The organism is Bittarella massiliensis (ex Durand et al. 2017) (assembly GCF_009876955.1).
GTDB lineage: Bacteria > Bacillota > Clostridia > Oscillospirales > Ruminococcaceae > Bittarella > Bittarella massiliensis.
In genome coordinates, this window is the sequence record NZ_WWVY01000006.1 from 59712 (window position 1) to 82897 (window position 23186).

The window sequence follows — 23186 nt, forward strand, 5'->3', positions numbered from 1 at the left end:
TATTTGCCAACCCCTCTGGGGTAGGGTACAATGATTTTGTAATATGCGGATTTATGTGCAAAACGCCGTATCAAAATAGAAGATGGAGGTATCCGAAGTCATGGAAAACACCAAGAAAATCCCCATTATCATCGACTGTGACCCCGGCATTGACGACGCCATTGCCATCATGCTGGCCCACTCCACCCAGAAATTCGACATCCTGGGCATCACCCCGGTGGCCGGCAACGTCGAGGCCAAACACACCCGGCGCAACGCCCGCGATCTGTCCGAATACCTGGGCATCAACTGCCCGGTGGCCTACGGGGCCGAGAAGCCCCTCCTCTCCTACGACATCTACCGCCCCGCCTCCGGCACCCACGGCGTCAACGGCCTGGGCCCGGTCACCCTGCCCCCGGCCAAAAACCCCGTCTACCCCAAGCCCGCCTGGGACTTTATCTATGAAAAGGCAGTCGAGTGCGGGGGCGAACTGGTCATCGTCGCCACCGGCCCCCTGACCAACATCGCCATCGCCCTTCTCAAATACCCCGAGCTGCCCAAGATGATCAAAGGCTTTTACATCATGGGTGGGTCCACCACCACCGGCAACGCCAACCCCACCGCCGAGTTCAACATCCTGGTGGACGTGCACGCCGCCGACATCGTCTTTAAATCCGGCCTGCTGGTGAACATGGCCGGCCTCAACGTCACTCTCAAAACCGGCCTGCCCCTGGACTTTCTGGCCGAGCTCTCCCAGATGGAGAGCCGGGTCAGCGACGTGCTCGCCGGGCTGGTGGAGGGCTATAAGGACGTCAAGCCCGACCGCAACGGCAAACTCTCCAGCATCATCCACGACGCCATCCCCTTCCTGATGCTCATCGACCCCGACATGGTCACCTACAAGCCCTGCCACATCGACATGGAGTGCCAGAGCAAGATGGGCGGCTATGGCGCCACCCTGCCCAACTACGTCATCAGCGAAGAGGCCCCCCACAACTGCAACGACATCCAGGACGTGGATATGGAGAAGTACATGCAGCTGTGTGTGGACATGGTCAAATTCTACAAATAAACGGGAGGGAAAACGAACATGAGCAAGATTCCTGTCATCATTGATTGCGATCCGGGCCACGACGACTTTATCGCCCTGGCCCTGGCCCTGGCCAGCGACAAGCTGGACGTCAAGGGCATTGTCACCGTCGCCGGCAACCAGACGCTGGAGAAGGTCACCGTCAACGCCCTCAAGGCCGTTGAGCTGATGGGCCGCACCGACGTGCCGGTGGTCGCCGGCAGCGCCAAGCCCATGCGCAAGGCCCATGTGCCGGTGCCCCAGGTGCACGGCGAGTCGGGGCTCGACGGCCCCTCTCTCCCCGCCCCCACCACCCAGGTGCTGGACAAAAACTTCGTCGATTTTTACGCCGACATCCTGCGCGAGAGCAGCGAGAAGGTCACCATCCTCGCCGTCGGCCCCCTGACCAACATCGCCACCCTCTTCTACTGCCACCCCGAACTGGTGGAAAAGGTGGCCGCCATCAACGTCATGGGCGGGGCCAACCGCGCCGTCGACTTTAAGGACTACCCCTGCAAGGGGGCCGAGTTCAACATCTGGCAGGACGCCGAGAGCGCCCACTACGTCTTTGATTTGGACGTGCCGGTGACCATGTTCGGCCTGGACATGACCTACCAGACCTGCGTCACCCCGGCCGAGTTTGAGCGCTTTGCCGCCGAGGGCGGCAAGGTGGGGAAGGTAGTCTCTGAGCTGTTGACCTTCTTCTACCGCTGCCAGGAGAAAAACGGCATGAAGGCCTGCCCCATCCACGACGCCTGCCCGGTGGCCTACACCATCGCCCCCGAGATGTTCCAGGTGGAGCACCGGGACATCACCGTCGAGTACGAGGGCGAACACACCTACGGCTTTACCTATGTGGACATGCGGATCTACAAGGAGCCCAGCAAGAAAAACTACTGGTGTGTCTCTACCGACCGCGACGCCTTTGTCGAGATGCTCATCAAGGCCTGCAAGTCCTACGACTAGGCGGGGCGATTGCTGCCTTTAAAAAGAAAAAAGAGAGCCGCCGGACGGAAGCCCGGCGGCTCTCTGCTGCTTTTTATACACTAGGGGCGAATGTAGGCGTACCCCTCGCCCTGTCTGCGGGTCAGCTCCAGAGCGGTCGCCAGCACCACCACCGCATAGGAGGGGATGTCCTTGACCCCCAGCCCCAGGTGATTGAGGGTGTTTTGGCTGACCGCCACATTGACTCCTCGCTTCACCAGGTCCTGCAGGGCGGCCCGCACCGGTTCCCCTGTCTCGTCGTGCAGGTTCAGCGGGTTGACCGCCGGCCCGTTGACCATGAATTCAATGACGATGTCGGTCTTGGTGTCCCTCCCGTAGTTGAGCATGTGAATGGCGTTTTTGATCGCCAGTTCCCACTTGGACGAGTCGCTCACATGAAAAATCGTGCGCATACTTTCCTCCTGACCCAATCGGTGGATGGCTTCTATCTTTAAGATATATGAACAATATGTCTATATTTGAGCTTAATGGTGAACAATATACAAACACTATTTTTGCTGTCTTGCTTTTCAACAGGGTTTTCCACAGATGTTGAAAACTGCCCTGTTGGGTGTTTGGGGAAAGAGAGAAAAAGGCGAAAAAGCCCATAAAAAAGCGTTTTGACAGCGCAGTGAGTCGAAAAAAGAGAGGCCGAGATGGGGGAGATAAAAAAGAAATCCACAGCAGCTATGTGGAAAAGGTTGAAAACCTGGCATTCTTTGTCCAATTATCTGAAAAAATCGCCCGGCCTTCGCCAAAAAAGCCGCCTTCCAACCGGAAGACGGCTTTTTTTGATAGATTTGATATCCAAAATCCTCCGTTTTGTCAGAAGGGGACAAATCGCCTTGGCATGGTCCCCTAAAAGAGATGGCTTGAGGGCGCAAAAGAAAGGCGGTTTTTGGGTATAGGGGATGCGAAATGGCCTCCCAAATCGTCGGTTCACCGGTGGCAGTGTGTGTGGTGCGGCCGCAAACCGTCGATGCCCTTTGAGGGGGAAGTCTGTATGACACCCTTTTCAGGCCGGTGGATACGGCCCGTTTTCTGGTGGCTTGATGTTGCGGGGCGGGTCCCTCATTGCGGCGGCAAAGGATCCCTCTCCGCATTTTTCTGAATTTTTTGCAGGATGGCGTACAGTTCCCGCCGCTCTTCTGCAGAGATGCCCGTCAGCGCAGAGCGCCAGAAGGCGGTCTTACAGTCGCCCAGGGGGGAGGCCAGCGCCCTGCCCTGCGGGGTGAGGCAGAGGTGGACGAGGCGGCGGTTCTGCGGGTCCCGCACCCGCTGCAGGTAGCCGCGCCCCTCCAGAGAGTCCACCACGGCGGAGACGCGGGACTTTGCCATCTGCCGGGCGCCGGAAAAGGCCGACGCGGTGTCCGCCACCGGCTCCGCGGCGAGGAAGAGGAGCAGTTCGATTTCCGACTGCGAGAGCCCTGTCTCTTCCCGCAGGGCGGCAAAGTGCTGCCGGTAGTGGCGGCAGAGGGTCTGCCGAAAGGAGAGGTAGTCAAACGCCACGGCGCTCCCCCTCCCCCTGCACGGCGGTCTGGGCGGCGGCCATCCGGCGGCTGGCGGTTTTTCGCAGGGGGCGGATGGAAAACAGGCAGACGGCGATGGTCAGCAGGTCGGCCGCGGGCTGGGACAGGTAGATGCCCACCACCCCTAGGACTTGGGGCAACAGCAGGATAAAGGGCAGGTAGAACAGCCCCTGGCGGATGAGGGAGAGAAAGAGGCCGTACCGGGCGGCGCCGATGGTCTGGTAGGTGATCGTCATCATGTAGCACAGGCCGAAGGCAGGGTAGAGCGCCACCTGTGAAATCAGCAGGTTGGCCCCGTAGTGGATGACGGCGGCGTTGCCGTTGAAGAGGGAAATCAGCGGCCGCGCCAGAAGGATGAAGACCACTTCGACGAGCAGGGTCAGCAGGAGCGAGGAGCGCAGGGCAAAGCGCACCGAGGTGTGAAACCGGTCCTCGTCCCTGGCGCCAAAGGCGTAGGAGGCCACCGGTTGATACCCCTGCATAAAGCCCATGATCACATAGCAGCCGATCAGCACCAGCCGCTGCACCACCCCGTAGGCAGCGATGATCAGGTCTGCGTCGGGCAGCGACTTGGCGGCGATGTTGGTGAGGGAGGTGGCCAGGGCCAGACAGAGTTGAATGACCGCCGAGGGCACCCCGATGAGGGTCACCGTCTTGAGGAGGTTCCAAGAGGGGTGGAAAAACGCGGGCTTGATTTTGACGGCAGAGCGACCGCTGGCAAAGAACCAGCCCAGAATGGCAAAGGTGACGAACTGCGAGACGGTGGTGGCCAGGGAGGCCCCACCGACCCCCAGCCCCAGCCCCCAATCAAACATAAAGATGGGGTCGAGAACGACGTTGAGGGCCGCACCGACGATGACGGCGATGGAGGAGATCTTGACCGATGACTCCGCCCGCGCCACACAGTTCATGCTCTGGGCGGGAAGGTTGAAGAGGGCGGCGATAAACATCCAAAAGGCGTACTCCTTGGCCTGCGGCATCACCGCGGCAGAGGCGCCGAAGGAGCGCAGCAGCGGCTCCATAAAGAGGAGGCCGCCGAGACAGAGAAGGGCGCCGATCCCCAGGGACAGCCCCACCACCGTGGTCGCGGTGACGTTGGCCCCCCGGCTGTCTTTGGCCCCCAGTTGCCGGCCGACCAAGACCGCGGCGCCGGCGGCAAAAATGTTTTCCACCGACACCATGATCAGCAGCAGGGGCAGGGTGACCCCCACCGCCGCCAGGGCGAGGTCGGAGTGGAGCATGCCGATGTAGGCGGTGTCCACAATGTTGTAGACGGCCTTGGCCAACAGGGCCAGGGTGGCGGGGACGGCCAATTTGACAATGGCCTTTGAGGGGGCCATCTCCCCCAGAACGGATGGATTTGTCTCACGCATGGGTGTTTTCCTCCTCACCTGGCTCGATTACGCCGTACAAAAGGGTCAAGACGGCCCTCTGACAGAACTGCTCCCTGGCCTGCAGGTCAAAGTCCGGTCCCCCAGACATCTGAAAGCGGGCGTTGATGAAGTCCTGGTAGAGGCGGAACGTCTCGATCACCTCGGACCGGCTCACCTCTCCCCGCAGGGTGACCTGGGAGAGGAGGGCGTCCAAAATCTCGATGTTGAAGCGGTCAAAATCCGACCGGGCCTCCTCGATGGCTGGGCGCAGGTGCTCCGGCGGGGCGATCACCGCCTCGCAAAAGATCCTTTGCTGTTCTGGATGTTCTTCAAAATAGGTCAGCCGGGCGGAGAAATACCGGTTGAGCTGCTGGGGGATGTCCCCCGTCGAGGGCTGGTAGCGGCCTTGCAAAAAGGCGGTCAGCCCGTCGAAACACGCCTGTACGCAGGCCAGGTAAAGGGCGTCTTTGTCCTGAAAATAGTGGTATAAAATGCCCTTGGAAATCTCCCCCGCCGCACAGATGGCGTTGGTGGAACTGAGCCCGTACCCCTTCTCCGCGAACTCCCGCCGGGCGCTGTCCATGATTTTTTGCCGGCTGATGAGGTTCTTCTCTTCCCGTTTCATAGGCACCTCCAAAAAAATAGACCAGTTGGTTTGTTTTTATCTTAGCACAAACAGACCAACTGGTCAATATTTTGTTTTACAAAAAAAGGACGGCGGCTGGAGAAGTTGCAGCCGCCGTCCCTTGGGGACAAATCCTATTTTTTTCCGATCAACCGCACTTGGAGAAACCGCAGTTGCGGCAGGTCACGCAGCCGCCCTCGTGCTCCAGGGCACTGCCGCACTCGGGGCAGGTGCGCAGGGCGTGGGTGGGCAGGTGGTAGCCGATCCAGGCCTTTTCGGCGTGGGGGGTCTCGGTGCGCTTGGCGGGGGCTTCCGGGTGCCGGGTGGAGCTGGGGATGGTGGCCCCCTGCTCCGCGCCGCCGCCCTTCAAGAAGTCGTCCACCTTCTTGACGATCTTGGCGATGGCGTCCGGGCAGGAGGTGCAGCTCATCCCCTGCTGGCGGATGGTGGAGGGGCAGCGGATCCCCTTGAGCTGGTCGATGATCTCGTCCGCCGAGATGCCGGAGCGCAGGGCGATGGAAGTGAGGCGTGCGGTGGCCTCCGACTGGCTGGGGCAACCCCCCGCCTTGCCGGTGTTGGTAAAGACCTCCACGATCCCCTCTTTGTCGTAGTTGACGGTGATATAGAGGTTGCCGCAGCCGATCTTCATCCGCTCGGTGAAGCCGTTGACCACCTCCGGCCGGGGCCGGGGCCCGATTTGGCGGGTGGGCAGGGCGGGGACCTCCTCCTCTTTGGAGCCGTCGTTGACCTTGCCGATGTTGAGCACCTGGCTGTCCCGGCTGCCGTCGCGGTAGATGGTCACGCCCTTGCAGCCCAGGCGGTAGGCCAGCATGTACACCTGGGAGACGTCCTCCAAAGTGGCGGTGTGGCCGAAGTTGACCGTCTTGGAGACGGCGTTGTCGGTGTACTCCTGGAAGGCGGCCTGCATCTTTACGTGGTACTCAGGGGTCACGTCGTGGGCGCAGACAAACACCCGGCGGATGTCCTCGGGGATCTCCTCGATGTGGGCGATGGTCCCCTCTTTGGAGATGCGCCGCATCAGCTCGTCGGAGTAGAGGCCCCGCTCCTCCAGCAGCTGCTTGAGCACCGGGTTGACCTCGATGAGCTCGGTCCCGTCCATCACGTTGCGGATAAAGACGTAGGCGAAGACCGGCTCCACCCCCGAAGAGCACCCGGCGATGATGGAGAGGGTGCCGGTGGGGGCGATGGTGGTGACGGTGCTGTTGCGGCGGGCCGCCCCGTCTTTGAGGATGCTCTCTTCAAACAGGGGGAAAGCGCCCCGCTGCTGGGCCAGCTCCTCGCTGGCCTCGTGTCCCACCCGGTTGATGAAGGACATGATCTCCCGGGCGGCCGCCACCCCTTCGTCCGAGTTGTAGGAGATGCCCCGCAGCAGCAGCATGTCGGCAAATCCCATCACCCCCAGGCCGATCTTGCGGGTGGCCTTGGTGGTCTCGTCGATTTTGTCCAGGGGGTACTTGTTCACATCGATGACGTTGTCCAAAAAGTGGACGGCGGTGCGCACCGTTTTTTCCAGCTTCTCCCAGTCCACCTCGCAGCCGTTTTTGCTCTGTTTGAGCATCTTCACCAGGTTGATGGACCCCAGGTTGCAGCTCTCGTAGGGCAGCAGGGGCTGTTCGCCGCAGGGGTTGGTGCTCTCGATCGGCCCCTGGCCGGGGACCACGTTGTCCCGGTTGAGCCGGTCCAGGAAGATGATGCCGGGCTCGCCGTTTCTCCAGGCGCCCTCCACGATCTTGTCGTAGACCATCTTCGCCCCCAGGGAACCCACCACCTTTTTGGTGGAGGGATCGACCAGGTCGTACTCGCCGTCGGCGATCACCGCGGCCATGAACTCCTCGGTGATGCCCACGCTGATGTTGAAGTTGGTGATGTCGGCGTTGTTTTTCTTGCAGTCGATAAACTCCAGGATGTCCGGGTGATCCACCCGCAAGATCCCCATGTTGGCCCCCCGCCGGGTGCCGCCCTGCTTCACCGCCTCGGTGGCCATGTTGAACACCCGCATAAAGCTGATGGGGCCGCTGGCCACCCCGCCGGTGGACTTGACGGCGCTGCCGCAGGGGCGCAGCCGGGAGAAGGAGAAGCCGGTGCCGCCGCCCGATTTGTGGATCAGGGCCGCCTGTTTCACCGCCTCAAAGATGTCCTCCATCGAGTCGGCCACCGGCAGCACAAAGCAGGCCGACAACTGGCCCAGGGGGCGCCCGGCATTCATCAGGGTGGGGGAGTTGGGGAGGAACTCCAGGTTGGTCATCGCCTCGTAGAATTCCTTTTCCAGCGCCTCGGTGGAGGCGCCGCCGGTATAGGGCTTGTCCGCCCCGGCGATGGAACCGGCCACCCGGTGGAACAATCCCTCCACCGTCTCGGTCACCTTCCCGCTCTCGTCGCGTATCAAATACCGCCGCTCCAGGACGGTCTCTGCATTCTTTGAAACTGGCATTTCGCTTCTCTCCTCTTTCTTCGATCCGGGGCTTTGCCGCCCCGCAGAAAACCGCTGGTCGGCCATAACACCATATATTGTATCACTGCTAGGGTATAGGGGCAATATCTGTTATCGATCCAGCGGCCCGAAAAATAGAGAAGATTCTTCCCCCCTTTTGTGCAGAAGGGAAAATATCGAGTTTCCAATATTTTCTTGGCCGGTTTTGCGGGCGGACGAGAAAGGGAAAGAGAGACAGGGCCGCGCCGGTTTGGGCGGGGCCGACGGCGGCGAAGGGGGCGTAGGAGGGGCAGAAGGGGTGGAGAGAAGCGATGGAAGGGGGTGACGAGGAGACGTTCCGGCAAACCCGTCCCCGCGTGGCGTGGGGCCCCCCCTGAACCGCCTGCCCAACTTTGCCTGTAAATGGCTCGGGGGAGGAGAGGCCGCTGGGGGAAAAGGGGCGCTCCTCCGGCAGCTTCCCCCCAGCCTCTTTCCGCAAAAGCGCCCTTCCCTTCCTCTCTGTCTCCCCCTTTGCGGCAAAAGGAGAGGGCGCGCCCCCCTCTCCCGGGAAGGCGCGCCCTCTTCTATTTCTCGCGGGAAAACTCAGCTGTTTTTCCCCTGTATGTACTCGTCAATGGCGGTAGCGGCCTTTTTGCCCGCCCCCATGGCCAGGATGACGGTGGCTGCGCCGGTCACGGCGTCGCCCCCGGCGTAGACCCCCTCGCGGGAGGTGAGGCCGGTCTCCTCGTCGGCGATGATGCCGCCCCACCTCTGGGTCTCCAGCCCCGCGGTAGTGGACTTGATCAGCGGGTTGGGGGAGGTGCCGATGGCCATGATCACGCAGTCCACGTCCAGCACGAACTCCGAGCCCTCTTTTACCACCGGGCGGCGGCGGCCCGACTCGTCGGGCTCGCCCAGCTCCATCTCCACGCACTCGATGCCGCCCACCATCTTGTTCTCGTCGGGCAGGATCTGTACCGGGTTGCACAGCAGCTTGAAGATGATGCCCTCTTCCTTGGCGTGCTCCACCTCTTCGCGGCGGGCGGGCAGCTCCACCTCCGAGCGGCGGTAGACGATGTAGACCTCTTCGGCGCCCAGCCGCTTGGCGCAGCGGGCCGCGTCCATGGCCACGTTGCCGCCGCCCACCACGGCCACCTTTTTGGCGTGCTCGATGGGGGTGTCGGCCCCCTCTTTGTAGGCCTTCATCAGGTTGACCCGGGTCAAGAACTCGTTGGCCGAGTAGACCCCCTTCAGGTTTTCCCCGGGGATGCGCATGAACCGGGGCAGCCCCGCGCCCGAGCCGATAAAGACCGACTCGAAGCCCTGCTCGAACAGCTCGTCGATGGAGAGCACCTTGCCGATGACCATGTTGGTCTCCACCTTGCAGCCAAGGGCCTTTAGGCCGTCGATCTCCTTTTGCACGATGGCCTTGGGCAGCCGGAACTCGGGGATGCCGTAGACCAGCACCCCGCCGGCCAGGTGAAGGGCCTCAAACACGGTCACGTCATAGCCCTTTTTCACCAGGTCGCCGGCGCAGGTCAGGCCCGAGGGGCCCGAGCCGATGACGGCCACCTTGTGCCCGTTGGGGGCGGGGCGCTGGGGCGCCTCGGTGCTGTGGCTGTTGTGCCAGTCGGCCACAAACCGCTCCAACCGGCCGATGGCCACCGGCTCCCCCTTGATGCCCCGCACGCATTTCCCCTCGCACTGGGTCTCCTGGGGGCAGACCCGGCCGCAGACGGCGGGGAGGGAGCTCTGCCGGGCAATCACCTGATAGGCCCCCTCAAAATCCCGCTCCTTCACCTTGTCGATGAAGGCGGGGATGTCGATGGCCACCGGGCAGCCGCCCACGCAGGGGGCGTTTTTGCAGTGCAGGCAGCGGTTTGCCTCGTCCACGGCCTGCTCCTCGGTGTAGCCCAGGGCCACCTCTAAAAAGTTTTTGTTGCGCACATCGGGCGCCTGAGAGGGCATTTCATTTTTCTTTAAAGACATGTTGGGCACGGTTACTGCACCTCCTTGGCAAACAGGTTGCAGGTCTCTTCCCGGGCCTGCTTCTCAAAATCCCGGTACATGCTCGAGCGCTCGATGGCCTCGTCAAAGTCCACCAGGTGGCCGTCAAAGTCGGGGCCGTCCACGCAGGCGAACTTGGTCTCGCCGCCCACCGTCAGCCGGCAGCCGCCGCACATCCCGGTGCCGTCGATCATGATGGGATTCATGCTCACCACCGTCTTGATGCCGTAGCCCTTGGTGAGGGCGGCGACGAACTTCATCATCACCAGGGGGCCGATGGCGATGACCTCGTCATACTGCTCCCCGCTCTCGATGAGCTCTTTCAGGGCATCGGTCACCAGCCCCTTGCGGCCGCTAGAGCCGTCGTCGGTCATGATGACCAGCTTGTCGCTGACCGCCTCGAACTCCTCCTGCAAAATCACCAGGTCGGTGTTGCGAAAGCCCACCACCGAGTGGACTTCTGCCCCCTGCTGGTGCAGTTTCTTGGCGATTGGGTAGGCGATGGCGCAGCCCACCCCGCCGCCGATGACGGCGACCTTGTGCAGCCCGTCGGTGTGGGAGGGGGTGCCCAGGGGGCCCACAAAGTCCTGCAGGCACTCGCCCTCTTCCAGGTGGTTCAGCTTTTCGGTGGTGGCCCCCACGATCTGAAAGATGATGGTGACCGTCCCCTTTTCGCGGTCGTAGTCGGCGACCGTCAGGGGGATGCGCTCCCCTTCGGCGTCCACCCGCAGGATGATGAACTGGCCCGGCTGGGCCTTTTTCGCCACCAGCGGCGCGTCGATCTCCATCCGGGTGACGGTGGGGTTGAGCACCTCTTTTTTGACAATTTTGTACATAGGTGTGTCGCTGCTCCTTTCGCAGGCCCCGGCAGTTGTCCGGGCGCGGCAGATTCGTTGGCTCTTCTCACTTCTAATACTATACACGATATCGGCGAAAAAACAAGGTGCGGCCCTCTGGGGCAGCAGCAGGCGAGGGGGACTTTTGCCAAGTCCCCCTCGCGCCAGCGCGCGCCCCGCCGGGGGGCCGCCCTTCTTCTGTGTGCAGTTTGTTAGAAGTCGATCTCCAGGTCGTAGTAGCAGGCCTTCAGCAGCTTCTCCATCTCCTCCTGGGTGGGGATGCGGGGGTTGGACCCGGTGCAGGCGTCGCTGATGGCCAGGGCCGCCACGTCGGCCAGCTTGTCGCCAAACTCCTTCTCGTCGATGATGCCGCCCTCGTAGTCCTTGATGCAGGTGGGGATGTTCAGAGAGGCGTTCATGGCCTTCAGCTCGGCGATCAGGGCGTCGGTTAGGGCGCAGTCGCTCTCCCCCTGCAGGCCGATGAAGCGGGCGATCTCGGCGTAGCGGGCGCAGGCCTCGGGGTTTTTGGCGTTGTACTTGATGACCTTGGGCAGGTACATGGCGTTGGCGCAGCCGTGGACGATGTGGCCGCCGCTGTACGCCGCGCCGGTCTTGTGGGCCATGGAGTGGACGATCCCCAGCAGGGCGTTGGAGAAGGCCATCCCGGCCAGACACTGGGCGTCGTGCATCCGGTCGCGGGCTTCCATGTCGCCGTCGTAGGACTTTTTCAGATCCTCGTGGATCATCTTGATGGCGTGCAGGGCCAGGGGATCGGTGTAGTTGCAGTGCAGGGTGGAGACGTAGGCCTCAATGGCGTGGGTCATGGCGTCCATCCCGGTGTGGGCGGTCAGCTTCTGGGGCATGGTCTCGGCCAGATCCGGGTCGACGATGGCCACGTCGGGGGTGATGTTGAAGTCGGCCAGGGGGTATTTGATTCCCTTCTGGTAGTCGGTGATAACGGCGAAGGCGGTCACCTCGGTGGCGGTGCCGGAGGTGGAGGGGATGGCACAGAAATGCGCTTTCTGCCGCAGGGTGGGGAAGGAGAAGGGGGTGATCAAGTCCTCAAAGGTGGTCTCGGGGTACTCGTAAAAGGCCCACATGGCCTTGGCGGCGTCGATGGGGGAACCGCCGCCCATGGCGACGATCCAGTCTGGCTCGAACTCCTGCATCATGGCGGCGCCCTTCATCACCGTCTCCACTGAGGGGTCGGGCTCGACGCCCTCAAAGAGCTTGACCTCCATCCCGGCCTCGTTCAGGTAGGAGACCACCCTGTCCAGAAAACCGAAGCGCTTCATGGAGCCGCCGCCGACCACGACGATGGCCTTGTTTCCCTTCAGGTTTTTCAGCTCTTCCAGAGCGCCCTTTCCGTGATACAGGTCCCGGGGCAGTGTAAACCGTGCCATAAAAAATACCTCCTTGAAATAGGTGATAAAATTGGTTGGTTAAAAGCAAGGAAGAGGGGTGGTCAGGGGTGATGGCCCGCTCCCGGCCGCCCTTTTCTCGCTTCGTTAATAGTTTAACACTCCGCCTCTCAAATGGGAAATGAATTCGTGGCATGGCGATATGCCTTTCGGTGCATAGGCCCGTAGCGCAGAGAAGACCCCGTCGCACAGCGACGGGGTCTGTCCCTCTTTTTCAGTGGTATTCGGTCTCCCCCAACTCCCGGATGGTGGCGGTGAGTTTGGCGATAAAGGCCCGGTCCAGTTCGCTGAAGCGGTAGCCCTTGGCGTAGATGATCAGGTCCTTATAGCGCTCGCTCTTGCGGTGGCAGCGCCGCTGTACCAGGCGGCAGCGGGTCAGCACCTCCTGGGGGACGGGGGAGGCCCAGATGTAGGAGGAGGGGACGGCCTGCAACAGGTCAAACTGGCTCCCCCGCTCGTAGAGGGCGATCCGCCGCGCGGGGAGGGGGTCGCCCTCCCTTCCCGCCGACCGAGCGGCGGTGGGGTGGCTCAAGTCCCCGTGTTCCAGCAGGATGGAGGAGGCCAGATCCCGCTCGTAGATGGTCTCCTGCCGGGCCAGCGGGTGGTCCTGGGAGAGGAGGAGCAGGGGTTCAAACTCCCAGAGGAGGTGGTGCTGCAATTCCCGCTCGTAGAGCAGGCGGAGAAAGTACTGCTCCTGCGGCGGCGAGGTGCGCAGGATGCCCAGCCGGTAGTCCCGCCCCGCCACACAGCCGACGGCGTCCAGGGACCCGGTCTCTTTAAAGTCGATCTCCATCCCCCCGGTGCTCCCCAAGGAGTGGACGAACTTGGTGAAGGCGTGGGTGACATAGCTGGCCCGGGGCACCGCCACGCTGAAGGAGATGCGCTCGGTCTCCCCCCGGCGGTAGCGGGCCTCCAACTGGTCCACCTGTTCCAAGATCGAGCGGGCCCGCTCCAAAAAGTCGGCCCCCTGCTTGGTGGGGAGCAGGCCTTTGGGGGTCCGCTTGAAGATGGCCATCCCCAGGTCGGCCTCCAGCTTTTTCACGGCCTTGCTCAGGTTGGGTTGGGTGGTGTAGAGGTTGTCGGCCGCCTGGGTCATGGAGCCGGTCTTCTCCACCTCGAGCGCGTACCGAAGATGCAGCAGGTTCAGTCAAATCGCCCCCTTCCGGCAGATCGTCTTACCCTACCAGTATACCACAGCCGCCCCGATTTTCGCCCGCCCCAGGCCGATATTTCCCCCATTTTTTCCCCGCGGGGGGAAATAAAAAGCCCCCGGCAGAACCTGCCAGGGAAAGGGGCGAGACCGGCCGGTCAGGAGATGGCGTCGAGCACGACGTCATACAGATGACAGGGATACAGCTGCAACCGGGTGCAGAGCGCGGCCAACTGCTCGACAAACGCCTGCTCACAGGAGACGTCCGAGACAAAGGCCACCTCCTCACTCCCGCCGGAAGAGACCTCTAGCGCCCGGATGCCGTAGCCGGTGTAGGGACCGATTTCACAGTGTTCTAGGGTCTCTTTGACCACCGTGTACTGGAACACGCAAACCCACCTCCTCCCGGAACACCTCGACATCAAGCTGTAAGAACAGGATCAGTCGAAGCAGGATTTCGGAGCTGGGAAGGGCGATCCCCTTTTCAATTTTTTGGTACCACCGCACAGAGATGCAAACGGCCTCTGCGACCTGCGCCTGGGTGAGGCGTCGCTCGCTGCGGGCGTGCAGGATTTGGGTCGAAAAGGCAGATTTCAAAGACAAAACGACGACCTCCCCTATAAAGGAAGTTTATATTTGTTTTTCCGCCTTTACCACGAACTATGTGTTCACCTTGTAGGAAGTGCACTTTTCCCCTTTCGACCGTTTTAAGAAATGGTGTAATCTGTCTAGCAAGTTTTATCGAATACTGTCAAAATGAGCTCTGCCGCGCTTTTGATGGAAAAGAACACCCGGCTGAAAAACTCAAAGACTCCCCTTTTATTGTACTTGATAAGGGGGAAAAAAGAGACGCATTCTCAACATACAGAACAAAAAATGTCGAGATATTATCAAGAAAGAAATGGGAATGATAAATTTTTTTTATTGCTATTTAGCCCCCCTTTTCTCCCTCAAAAGAAAAGGGGGCCGCACCGGTCGGCGCAGTCCCCTTTATCGGAAAGCGATTTAGTTTTTGGGCGCATAGAGCTCTCGCAGCCCCAGCAGGCGCCGGTATTTTTCCCCGGCCGCCGCCCCGGCCCGCTCAAACAGGGCCTCCGCCCGCTCGGGAAAGGCTTTTTGCAGGGCAGTGTAGCGGATTTCCTCCTCCAAAAAGTCGCGGTAGGTGAGGGTCGGCTCCTTGCTGTCGAGCACGAAGGGGTTTTCCCCTGCCGCCTGCCGGCGGGGGTCAAAGCGAAACAGCTGCCAGTACCCGGTCTCCACCGCCCGCTTGATTTCGCTTTGGGCGTTCACCAGCCCACCCCTGATGCCGTGGCTGATACAGGGAGCGTAGCAGATGACCAGCGAGGGGCCGGGATAGCTCTCCGCCTCCACCAGGGCCTTGACGCACTGGTTGTAGTCGGCCCCCATCCCCACCTGGGCCACATAGACGCTGCCGTAGCTCATGGCCATGGCCGCCAGATCCTTCTTCTGGGCCTCTTTCCCGGCGGCGGCAAACTGGGCCACCGCCCCGGTGGGGGTCGCCTTGGAGGCCTGGCCGCCGGTGTTGGAATAGACCTCGGTGTCAAAGACCAGCACGTTTACATCCGCGCCGGAAGCCAGCAGGTGGTCCAGCCCCCCGAAGCCGATGTCATAGGCCCAGCCGTCGCCGCCAAAGGCCCAGCAGGACTTTTTGCTCAGAAAATCCCCCTCGGCCAAAATGGCCTTGGCCAGTTCGCCCTCCTCCCCCAGCAGGGCCTTTTGCAGGGCGTGGGCGGCGGCCGCGTTTTCCGCCCCCTGCTCCAGGGTGGACAGGTAGCGCTCGCAGGCCTCTGCCAGCGGTCCAGCGGCCTGCTGCCGCAACTGCTCGACCCGGCCGATCTGGCGGCGGCGCACCGTGTCCAGGGCCAGGTAGATGCCGTAACCGAACTCGGCATTGTCCTCAAAGAGGGAGTTGGCCCAGGCCGGGCCCCGCCCCTCCTCGGTCACGGTGTAGGGGGTGGCGGGATAGCTGCCGCCCCAGATGGAGGAGCAGCCGGTGGCGTTGGCGATCACCATCCGCTCCCCGAAGAGCTGGGTCACCAGCTTGGCATAGGGGGTCTCCCCGCAGCCGCCACAGGCCCCCGAAAACTCCAGCAGGGGGCGCCGGAACTGGCTGCCCTTGACGGTGGTGGGCTTGAACTTTTCCAGCACCTCCGGCTTGGGGGACAGCGCCTGCCCGTAGTCAAAATGGGGCTGCTTTTGCCGCTGGCTGTCCAGGGGGCGCATCACCAGCGCCTTCTCCCCCTTTTTGCCGGGGCAGACGTTGGCGCAGGAGCCGCAGCCGGTGCAGTCCAGCTGAGAGATGGTCACCGCAAAGGAGAGGCCCGGCATCCCCGTCATGGGCACCGCCTCCATCCCCTCGGGGGCCGCCTCCAGCTCCTGGGCGCTCATCACCGCCGGGCGGATGACGGCGTGGGGGCAGACGTAGGAGCAGAAGTTGCACTGGATGCAGTTTTCCGGCACCCAGGTGGAGACGTCCACCGCGATCCCCCGCTTTTCAAAGGCGGCCGACCCCTGGGGCAGGGTGCCGTCCTCCCGCCCGAGAAAGGCCGACACCGGCAGGGAATCCCCCCGCTGGGCGGCAATGGGGTCTTGGATGTCGCGCAGGTAGCGCTCCATCTCTGGCCCGGCGTGGTGGCTGTTTTGGTCCCGCTCCTCCCCTGCGGCCTGGGCCCAGTGGGCGGGCACCTCGACGCGGCGCACCGCAGCAAAGCCCTGGTCGATGGCCGCCTGGTTCATGGCCACCACCTGTTCCCCCTTGCGGCCGTAAGAGGCCTCGGCGGCAGCTTTCATGTAACCGACGGCCTCCTCGGCAGGGATGATTTCGGTCAGCTTGAAAAAGGCCGCCTGCAGGATGGTGTTGATCCGCCCCCCCAGGCCGATTTCCCGGGCAATTTTCACCCCGTCGATGGTGTAGAGGGCGATGTTGTGCGCGGCCATATACCGCCGGGCGGCGGCGGGCAGGTGGTGCTCCAGCTCCTCGGGGCCCCAGCTGCAGTTGAGGAGGAAGGTCCCCCCGTCGGCCAGGTCCTCCACCATGGGGTAGCGGCCCAGGTAGGCGGGGTTGTGGCAGGCCACAAAATCCGCCTTGCGCACCAGATAGGTGGACTTGATGGGCGCCTTGCCGAAGCGCAGGTTGGAGATGGTCAGCCCGCCCGACTTCTTGGAGTCGTAGCTGAAATAGGCCTGTACCCGCAGGTCGGTGTGGTCGCCGATGATTTTGATGGCATTTTTGTTGGCCCCCACCGTCCCGTCGGAGCCCAGCCCCCAGAACTTGCAGTTGACCGTCCCCTGGGGGATGGTGTCGGGCAGTTCGATCTCCCGGAGGGAGAGATGGGTCACGTCGTCCTCAATGCCGATGGTGAAGCGGGGCTTTTCCCCCCGCTTGCCGTTGGCGAACACGGCGGCGATCTGCCCGGGGGTGGTGTCCTTGGAGCCCAGGCCGTAGCGCCCGGAGTAAAGGGGGATGTGGGCAAAGGGGCTTTCTCGCAGGGCGGCGGCCACGTCCAGCCAGAGGGGCTCTCCCACCGAGCCGGGCTCCTTGGTGCGGTCCAGCACCGAAATGGCCTTCGCCGTCTCCGGGATGGCCGCCACCAGCCGGTCGGGGCAGAAGGGGCGGTAGAGCCGCACCTTCACCACTCCGGTCTTTTCCCCCTGGGCGTTCAGGTAGTCCACCGTCTCCTCGGCGGTGTCGCAGACCGACCCCATGGCCACGATGACCTGCTCGGCGTCGGGGGCGCCGTAGTAGTCAAAGAGGTGGTAATCGGTGCCCGCGGCTCGGTTGACCTTTTCCATCTGCGCCTCCACCACCTGGGGGAAGGCGTCGTAAAAGGGGTTGGACGCCTCCCTGTTTTGGAAGAAGACGTCGGGGTTCTGGGCGCTCCCCCGCAGCACCGGCCGCTCGGGGTTGAGGGCCCGGCGGCGAAAGGCGTCCACCGCCTCCCAGTCCACCATCTCCCGCAGGGTCTCCCGCTCCCAGACGGCCACCTTTTGAATTTCGTGAGAGGTGCGAAACCCGTCAAAGAAGTGGATCACCGGCACCCGCCCGGCAATGGCCGAGAGGTGGGCCACCGCCGCCAGGTCCATCACCTCCTGGGGGTTCTGGGCGCAGAGCATGGCCGCTCCGGTCTGGCGGCAGACGTAGATGTCCGAGTGGTCGCCGAAGATGGAGAGGGCGTGGCTGGCCACTGCCCGGGCCGACACGTGGATCACCCCCGGCAGCAGTTCCCCCGCCATCTTGTAGAGGTTGGGCAGCATCAGCAGCAGCCCCTGGGAGGCGGTGTAGGTGGCCGTCAGCGCCCCCGCCGCCAGGGAGCCGTGCACCGCTCCGGCGGCGCCCCCCTCTGCCTGCATTTCCACCACCCGCACCGGCTGGTCAAAAAAGTTTTCCCGCCCCTCAGCGGCCCAGCGGTCGGTCACCTCCGCCATGGGCGACGAGGGGGTGATGGGGTAGATGGCCGCCACCTCGGTAAAGGGGTAGGCCGCATAGGCCGCGGCGGTGTTCCCGTCCATGGTCATGGTTTTTCTCGCCATATTGGTTCCTCCTTTTGCGGGCCGCCCCCTTTGGGGTGCGGCTCTCTTCTAATAGGGAGGATGGCCGCTTTGCCACTCGTTCAGACCGGCGGGAAGGAAAAAACTGCGCCGCCTCGCCTATCCAGGTCCTCTCCCTACCTCCCGGGTCGGCCCTTTTCTTTTGAGTCTCACTTTCCCCCTCTCCCCGGCCCATCCTTTCCCTTCCGGCCGGCTTTTTCTTCCCTGGTGCGCTTTTTCTTTTTTCAGCCCGCTCTTCTCTTTCCCCTGCCGTCGCCGCTTCTCCTTTTTCGGCGCGCGCTCTTCTCTCTTGGCGCGCTTCCCTTTTCTCCGGCCTGCCGTTCTTTTCTCCGGCCTGCCGTCCTCTTCCCCGGCCTGCCGTCCTCTTCCCCGGTCCGCTGTTCTCTTCCCCGGCCTGCTGTCCTCTTCCCCGACCTGCCGTCCCCTTCCTCGGCCTGCTGTCCTCTTCCTCGGCCCGCTGTCCTCTTCCTCGGCCCGCTGTCCTCTTCCCCGACCTGCCGTCCTCTTCGCCGGCCTGCCGTCCTCTTCGCCGGCCTGCCGACTCCCCTTCTGCGCACTCTTTCTTTGGATACCCACCTCGCAAACGGCGGACCCCCGCCCAAAGGAGACGAATGTCCACAGGAAAAGAGAGCTGGTGCCGATGCCTCGAAAGGGGCGCATTGCCCCCCCTGACATGTGCCATCTGAGAAAGAGGAGAGGAGGGGAAAAGAGAAGGGCGGCCCCCGCAAAAAATCACAGGTTCGTCACCAGGGCATTGGCGGATGTTAATATAGATGTGGTATCCTGTCTCTAAAAATACAGAACAGAGAGGGCGATGGAGAATGGTACATTATAAGTTCTATTTTGGCGAAGAGGAAAAGGAGATTTTACAGAAAATCGTGCTGTCGAGCCGCGCCAATGTGAAAAGGCGGCGGGTTGCCTCTATCGTCAGCGCGGGAATGACGCTTTTCTGTCTTGCCGCCGCCATTTGCTTTTTTGGGAGGGGCTTCTATCCGGGGGGGATCTCAATGTTGCTGTTTGCTGCCTTCTTTTTTGCTGTACTCCTTGGCGGTGCGAAGTGGTTTCAAAAGGCGGTTCTCCAAAGGGCGATGAAGGGGATGGACAAATCGCTGTATTCGGGTGTGCGGGAGTATTTCTTCGACGGCGACGGCGTCCAAATCATATCTGAACTGGGTATGGGAAAAAACAATTGGAAAGCATTTCAATGTTGGGGGGAAATCGAACACTATCTCTATCTCAAGCGGCTGGACAACCAGGTGGTGTTGGTGGATCGGGAAAAGCTGTCGGCAGAGGAGCGCCGGGAGCTGGAAGCCCTTCTCGCCGCCGTCGCCCGGGAGCAGTGACCCACCTCGGCCCCGCCCACAGGCACAAAAAAAGAGAGCTGCCTCTCGGCAGCTCTCTTTTTGAGCAGTCTATGTAGCTTTGGTAAGCCTACTCGGCCTCGTACATCTTCTGCAGGTTCAGCAGGTGGTTGTACCGCTTGATGGCGTTCTCCGCGGCCTCGTCAAACAGCTTCTCGGCGCGCTCGGGGAAGGAGCGGGTCAGGGAGGAGTAACGGGCCTCGTTCATGATGAACTCCTTGTAATCGGTGGTCGGGGCCTTGCTGTCCAGGATGAAGGGGTTCTTGCCCTGCTCTTTGAGAGCGGGGTTGAAGCGGAACATGTTCCAGTAGCCGCAGTCCACAGCCTTCTTCATCTCGGCCTGGCAGTTGACCATGCCGCCCTTGATGGAGTGCATCTCGCAGGGGGCGTAGCCGATGACCAGCGAGGGGCCGGGATAAGCCTCGGCCTCGGCCAGGGCTTTGATGGTCTGGTTCATGTCGGCGCCCATAGCGATCTGCGCCACGTAGATATAGCCGTAGGACATGGCGATCTCCGCCAGGCTCTTCTTGGCGATGGCCTTGCCGGCAGCGGCAAACTGGGCCACCTGGCCGATCTGAGAGGCCTTGGAGGCCTGGCCGCCGGTGTTGGAGTAGACCTCGGTGTCGAACACCATGATGTTGATGTCCTCGCCGGAAGCCAGCACGTGGTCAACGCCGCCGAAGCCGATGTCGTAGGCCCAGCCGTCGCCGCCAAAGGCCCAAACCGACTTCTTGGCCAGGTACTCTTTCTTCTTCAGGATGTCCTGGCAGTCGGGGCAGGTGGGGTGTTTCTCCAGCTCGGCGATCAGGGCGGCGGTGGCGGCCTTGTTGGCCTTGCCGTTGTCCTTGCTGTCCAGGTAAGCCTTGGCAGCGGCCTTGAAGCCCTCGTCCTCGCTGTTGGCAGCCATCTCGGCGACCTTGGCGATCAGGCTCTCGCGGATGGCCTTCTGGCCCAGGTAGAGGCCAAAGCCGTGCTCGGCGTTGTCCTCAAACAGGGAGTTGGCCCAGGCGGGACCGTGCCCCTCTTTGTTCACGGTATAGGGGGAGGTGGCAGCGGGGCCGCCCCAGATGGAGGAACAGCCGGTGGCGTTGGAGATGTACATCCGATCGCCAAACAGCTGGGTGATCAGGCGGGCATAAGAGGTCTCGGCACAGCCGGCGCAGGAGCCGGAGAACTCCAGCAGCGGTTTCTCGAACTGGCTGCCCTTGACGGTCTCGGCAGCGGGCATGCCCTCTTTCTTGCCGACTTTCTCCACCAGGTAGTCAAACACCGGCTGCTGGTCGATCTGGCTCTCCTGAGCGACCATGGTCAGGGCTTTCTCCTTGGCCGGGCAGACGCCGACACAGACGCCACAGCCCATGCAGTCCATGGGGGAGACGGACATGGTGAACTGGTAGTTCTCCATTCCCTTGCCGACCATCTTGGCGCTCTTGAGCCCGGCGGGAGCGGCTTTCACCTCATCCTCGTTCAGGGCGAAGGGGCGGATGGTGGCGTGAGGGCAGACATAGGCGCAGCGGTTGCACTGAATGCACTTGTCGGCATCCCACTGGGGAACGGTCACGGCCACGCCGCGTTTCTCGTAGGCGGAAGCGCCCTGCTCGAAGGTGCCGTCGGCGTGCTCCACAAAGGCGGAGACCGGCAGGCTGTCGCCGTCCATCTTGCCGACGGGCTGGAGGATGTTTTTCACCATGTTGACCAGCTTGCCGTTGGTGCCGGCGAGAACGGTCTCGTCCACCGCGTCGGCGGCGTCGGCCCAGTCGGCGGGCACGTCGATCTTCACGTAGTAGTCAAACCCGGCGTCGATGGCGTCGTGGTTCATCTTGACGATGGCCTCGCCCTTCTTGGAGAAGCTGCGGGTGGCGGCGTCCTTCATGTAGGTGATGGCGTCCTCTTTGGGCAGAACGCCGGCCAGGGCGAAGAAGGCCGACTGCAGGATGGTGTTGGTGCGCTTGCCCAGCCCGATCTCAATGGCCTTGTCGATGGCGTTGATGGTGTAGAGCTGGATGTTGTTCTTGGCGATGTAGCGCTTGGCCTCGGCGGGCATGTGCTGGTTGAGCTCGTCGAAGTCCCACTGGCAGTTGATCAGGAAGACGCCGCCGGGCTTCACGTCCCGCACCATCTTGTAGCCCTTGATGACGTAGGAGGGGTTGTGGCAGGCCACAAAGTCGGCCTTGTTGATGTAATAGGGGCTCTTGATGGGCTTGTCGCCGAAGCGCAGGTGGGAGATGGTCACACCGCCGGTCTTCTTGGAGTCGTACTGGAAGTACGCCTGCACGTATTTGTCGGTGTGGTCGCCGATGATCTTGATGGAGTTCTTGTTGGCGCCGACGGTGCCGTCGCCGCCCAGACCCCAGAACTTGCACTCGATGGTGCCCTCGGCCGCGGTGTTGGGGGCCTCGTGCTCGGGCAGGGACAGGTGGGTCACGTCGTCGTTGATGCCGATGGTGAAGCGGGCCTTGGGGGCGTCTTTGGACAGCTCCTCATAGACGGCGAAGACGCTGGCCGGGGTGGTGTCCTTGGAGCCCAGACCGTAGCGGCCGCCGACGATGGTGGCCTTGCGGCCGGCCTCGGCCATGGCGCTCATGACGTCCAGGTGCAGGGGCTCGGCGTAGGCGCCGGGCTCTTTGGTGCGGTCGAGAACGGCGATCTTGGTCGCGGTCTCGGGGATGGCGGCCAGCAGGTGCTTGGCGGAGAAGGGCCGGTAGAGGCGGACCTTCACCAGGCCGACCTTCTCGCCCTTGGCGCAGAGGTAGTCGATGACCTCTTCCGCCACGTCGCAGATGGAGCCCATGGCGATGATGACGCGCTCGGCAGCGGGGTCGCCGTAGTAGTCGAACAGGTGGTAGTTGGTGCCCAGCTTCTCATTGACCTTGCCCATGTACTCCTCGACCACCTCGGGGATGGCGTCGTAGTAGCTGTTGCAGGCCTCGCGGTGCTGGAAGAAGATGTCGCCGTTCTCGTGGGAACCGCGCATGGTGGGGTGCTCGGGGTTGAGCGCCCGCTGGCGGAAGGCGGCCACGGCGTCCATGTCCACCATGTCCTTCAGGTCCTCGTAGTCCCAGATGGCGATCTTCTGGATCTCGTGGGAGGTGCGGAACCCGTCAAAGAAGTTGATGAAGGGGACCCGGCCCTTGATGGCGGCCAGATGGGCGACAGCGCCCAGATCCATGACTTCCTGGGGGTTGGTCTCAGCCAGCATGGCAAAGCCGGTCTGGCGGCAGGCGTAGACGTCGGAGTGGTCGCCGAAGATGTTCAGCGCGTGGGACGCCACGGTGCGGGCAGACACGTGGAAGACGGCGGGCAGCAGCTCGCCGGCGATCTTGTACATGTTGGGGATCATCAGCAGCAGGCCCTGCGAGGCGGTGTAGGTGGTGGTCAGCGCACCCGCGTTCAGCGAGCCGTGCACGGTGCCGGAAGCGCCGGCCTCCGACTGCATCTCGACGACCTTGACGGTGTCGCCGAAGATGTTCTTCTGGCCCTGGGCAGACCACTGGTCAACGTAGTCGGCCATGGGGCTGGACGGGGTGATGGGGTAAATGCCAGCCACTTCTGTGAACGCATAGGACACATACGCGGCGGCATTGTTGCCGTCCATGGTCTTCATTTTTCTTGCCATTGTGTTTCCTCCTTTTGATTAAAGAGAACCTCTTTGCTTGCTGGGGCACGCCCGCTGGGCCGCCCGGCCCGGACAAGTGCGCAGGTGCGCTGCGCCCGGCCCTGGCCCCTCGCAAAGGCGCAAAAGAGCGCGACGAAAAGGCCGGAGAAGGCCTTCTTCTGCGGAAGCTATGGTTTTGGCGGGCAAAAGAAGGGGAATTTTCTCCCCTCTTTACTTCAAAATTCTAACACGTTTAT

The 23186-nt window shown here is 62.4% G+C and carries 16 protein-coding genes; 3 read left to right on the forward strand and 13 right to left on the reverse strand.

All coding sequences use genetic code 11. From position 1 onward, the window contains the following. Positions 1-100 precede the first annotated feature (100 nt). Both GT748_RS08245 and GT748_RS08250 read left to right on the forward strand, forming a co-directional pair. Positions 101-1051 (forward strand): nucleoside hydrolase, encoded by a 951-nt coding sequence (locus tag GT748_RS08245; protein ID WP_052537671.1) that lies wholly within the window; start codon positions 101-103, stop codon positions 1049-1051. Between the two features lie 18 nt (positions 1052-1069). Beyond that, positions 1070-2014 (forward strand): nucleoside hydrolase, encoded by a 945-nt coding sequence (locus GT748_RS08250; protein WP_021660097.1) that lies wholly within the window; start codon positions 1070-1072, stop codon positions 2012-2014. An 80-nt stretch (positions 2015-2094) separates the two neighbouring features. Here the strand turns inward: GT748_RS08250 and GT748_RS08255 are convergent, their stop codons facing one another. The 12 genes from GT748_RS08255 to nifJ (GT748_RS08310) all read right to left on the reverse strand — a co-directional run bounded on the left by GT748_RS08255 (position 2095) and on the right by nifJ (GT748_RS08310) (position 17955). After that, complete coding sequence (locus GT748_RS08255; protein ID WP_021660098.1) at positions 2095-2445, reverse strand: DsrE family protein; 351 nt, start codon at positions 2443-2445, stop codon at positions 2095-2097. Between the two features lie 658 nt (positions 2446-3103). Continuing rightward, positions 3104-3541, reverse strand: a complete 438-nt coding sequence (locus tag GT748_RS08260) for a MarR family winged helix-turn-helix transcriptional regulator (RefSeq protein WP_021660101.1) — start codon at positions 3539-3541, stop codon at positions 3104-3106. Continuing rightward, a complete protein-coding gene (locus tag GT748_RS08265) occupies positions 3531-4934 on the reverse strand; it encodes an MATE family efflux transporter (RefSeq protein WP_021660102.1) in 1404 nt (467 codons plus the stop codon). Before GT748_RS08265 ends, GT748_RS08260 begins: the two co-directional genes overlap by 11 nt. Continuing rightward, positions 4927-5559 carry a TetR/AcrR family transcriptional regulator gene (locus GT748_RS08270; protein WP_021660103.1) on the reverse strand — a complete coding sequence of 211 codons (633 nt, stop codon included), beginning with the start codon at positions 5557-5559 and terminating at the stop codon, positions 4927-4929. Before GT748_RS08270 ends, GT748_RS08265 begins: the two co-directional genes overlap by 8 nt. 148 nt (positions 5560-5707) lie before the next feature. After that, complete coding sequence (locus GT748_RS08275; RefSeq protein WP_044992920.1) at positions 5708-8011, reverse strand: vitamin B12-dependent ribonucleotide reductase; 2304 nt, start codon at positions 8009-8011, stop codon at positions 5708-5710. 582 nt (positions 8012-8593) lie between these two features. Next, entirely contained in the window at positions 8594-9988 is a 1395-nt protein-coding gene (gene gltA, locus GT748_RS08280; RefSeq protein WP_044992921.1) for an NADPH-dependent glutamate synthase, read from the reverse strand. A 2-nt stretch (positions 9989-9990) separates the two neighbouring features. Further along, positions 9991-10833: a sulfide/dihydroorotate dehydrogenase-like FAD/NAD-binding protein gene (locus GT748_RS08285; RefSeq protein ID WP_021660107.1), complete on the reverse strand. Its 843-nt coding sequence runs from the start codon at positions 10831-10833 to the stop codon at positions 9991-9993. Between the two features lie 212 nt (positions 10834-11045). Then, on the reverse strand, positions 11046-12236 hold the full coding sequence (locus GT748_RS08290) for an iron-containing alcohol dehydrogenase (protein WP_021660109.1): 1191 nt from the start codon (positions 12234-12236) through the stop codon (positions 11046-11048). Between the two features lie 232 nt (positions 12237-12468). After that, on the reverse strand, positions 12469-13401 hold the full coding sequence (locus GT748_RS08295; RefSeq protein WP_044992922.1) for a LysR family transcriptional regulator: 933 nt from the start codon (positions 13399-13401) through the stop codon (positions 12469-12471). Between the two features lie 161 nt (positions 13402-13562). Next, complete coding sequence (locus GT748_RS08300) at positions 13563-13793, reverse strand: DUF6514 family protein (RefSeq protein WP_044992923.1); 231 nt, start codon at positions 13791-13793, stop codon at positions 13563-13565. After that, positions 13750-14007, reverse strand: coding sequence for a helix-turn-helix domain-containing protein (locus tag GT748_RS16000; protein WP_021660113.1), 258 nt, complete (start codon positions 14005-14007; stop codon positions 13750-13752). The genes GT748_RS08300 and GT748_RS16000 overlap by 44 nt, the downstream gene beginning before the upstream one ends. A gap of 402 nt (positions 14008-14409) precedes the next feature. Continuing rightward, positions 14410-17955: a pyruvate:ferredoxin (flavodoxin) oxidoreductase gene (nifJ, locus tag GT748_RS08310; protein ID WP_161222332.1), complete on the reverse strand. Its 3546-nt coding sequence runs from the start codon at positions 17953-17955 to the stop codon at positions 14410-14412. Between the two features lie 839 nt (positions 17956-18794). Here nifJ (GT748_RS08310) and GT748_RS08315 point away from each other — a divergent pair. Continuing rightward, complete coding sequence (locus tag GT748_RS08315; RefSeq protein ID WP_021658416.1) at positions 18795-19316, forward strand: YcxB family protein; 522 nt, start codon at positions 18795-18797, stop codon at positions 19314-19316. A gap of 88 nt (positions 19317-19404) precedes the next feature. Here GT748_RS08315 and nifJ (GT748_RS08320) read toward each other — a convergent pair whose 3' ends face one another. Next, positions 19405-22950, reverse strand: a complete 3546-nt coding sequence (gene nifJ, locus GT748_RS08320; protein ID WP_044991972.1) for a pyruvate:ferredoxin (flavodoxin) oxidoreductase — start codon at positions 22948-22950, stop codon at positions 19405-19407. Positions 22951-23186: the final 236 nt, after the last annotated feature.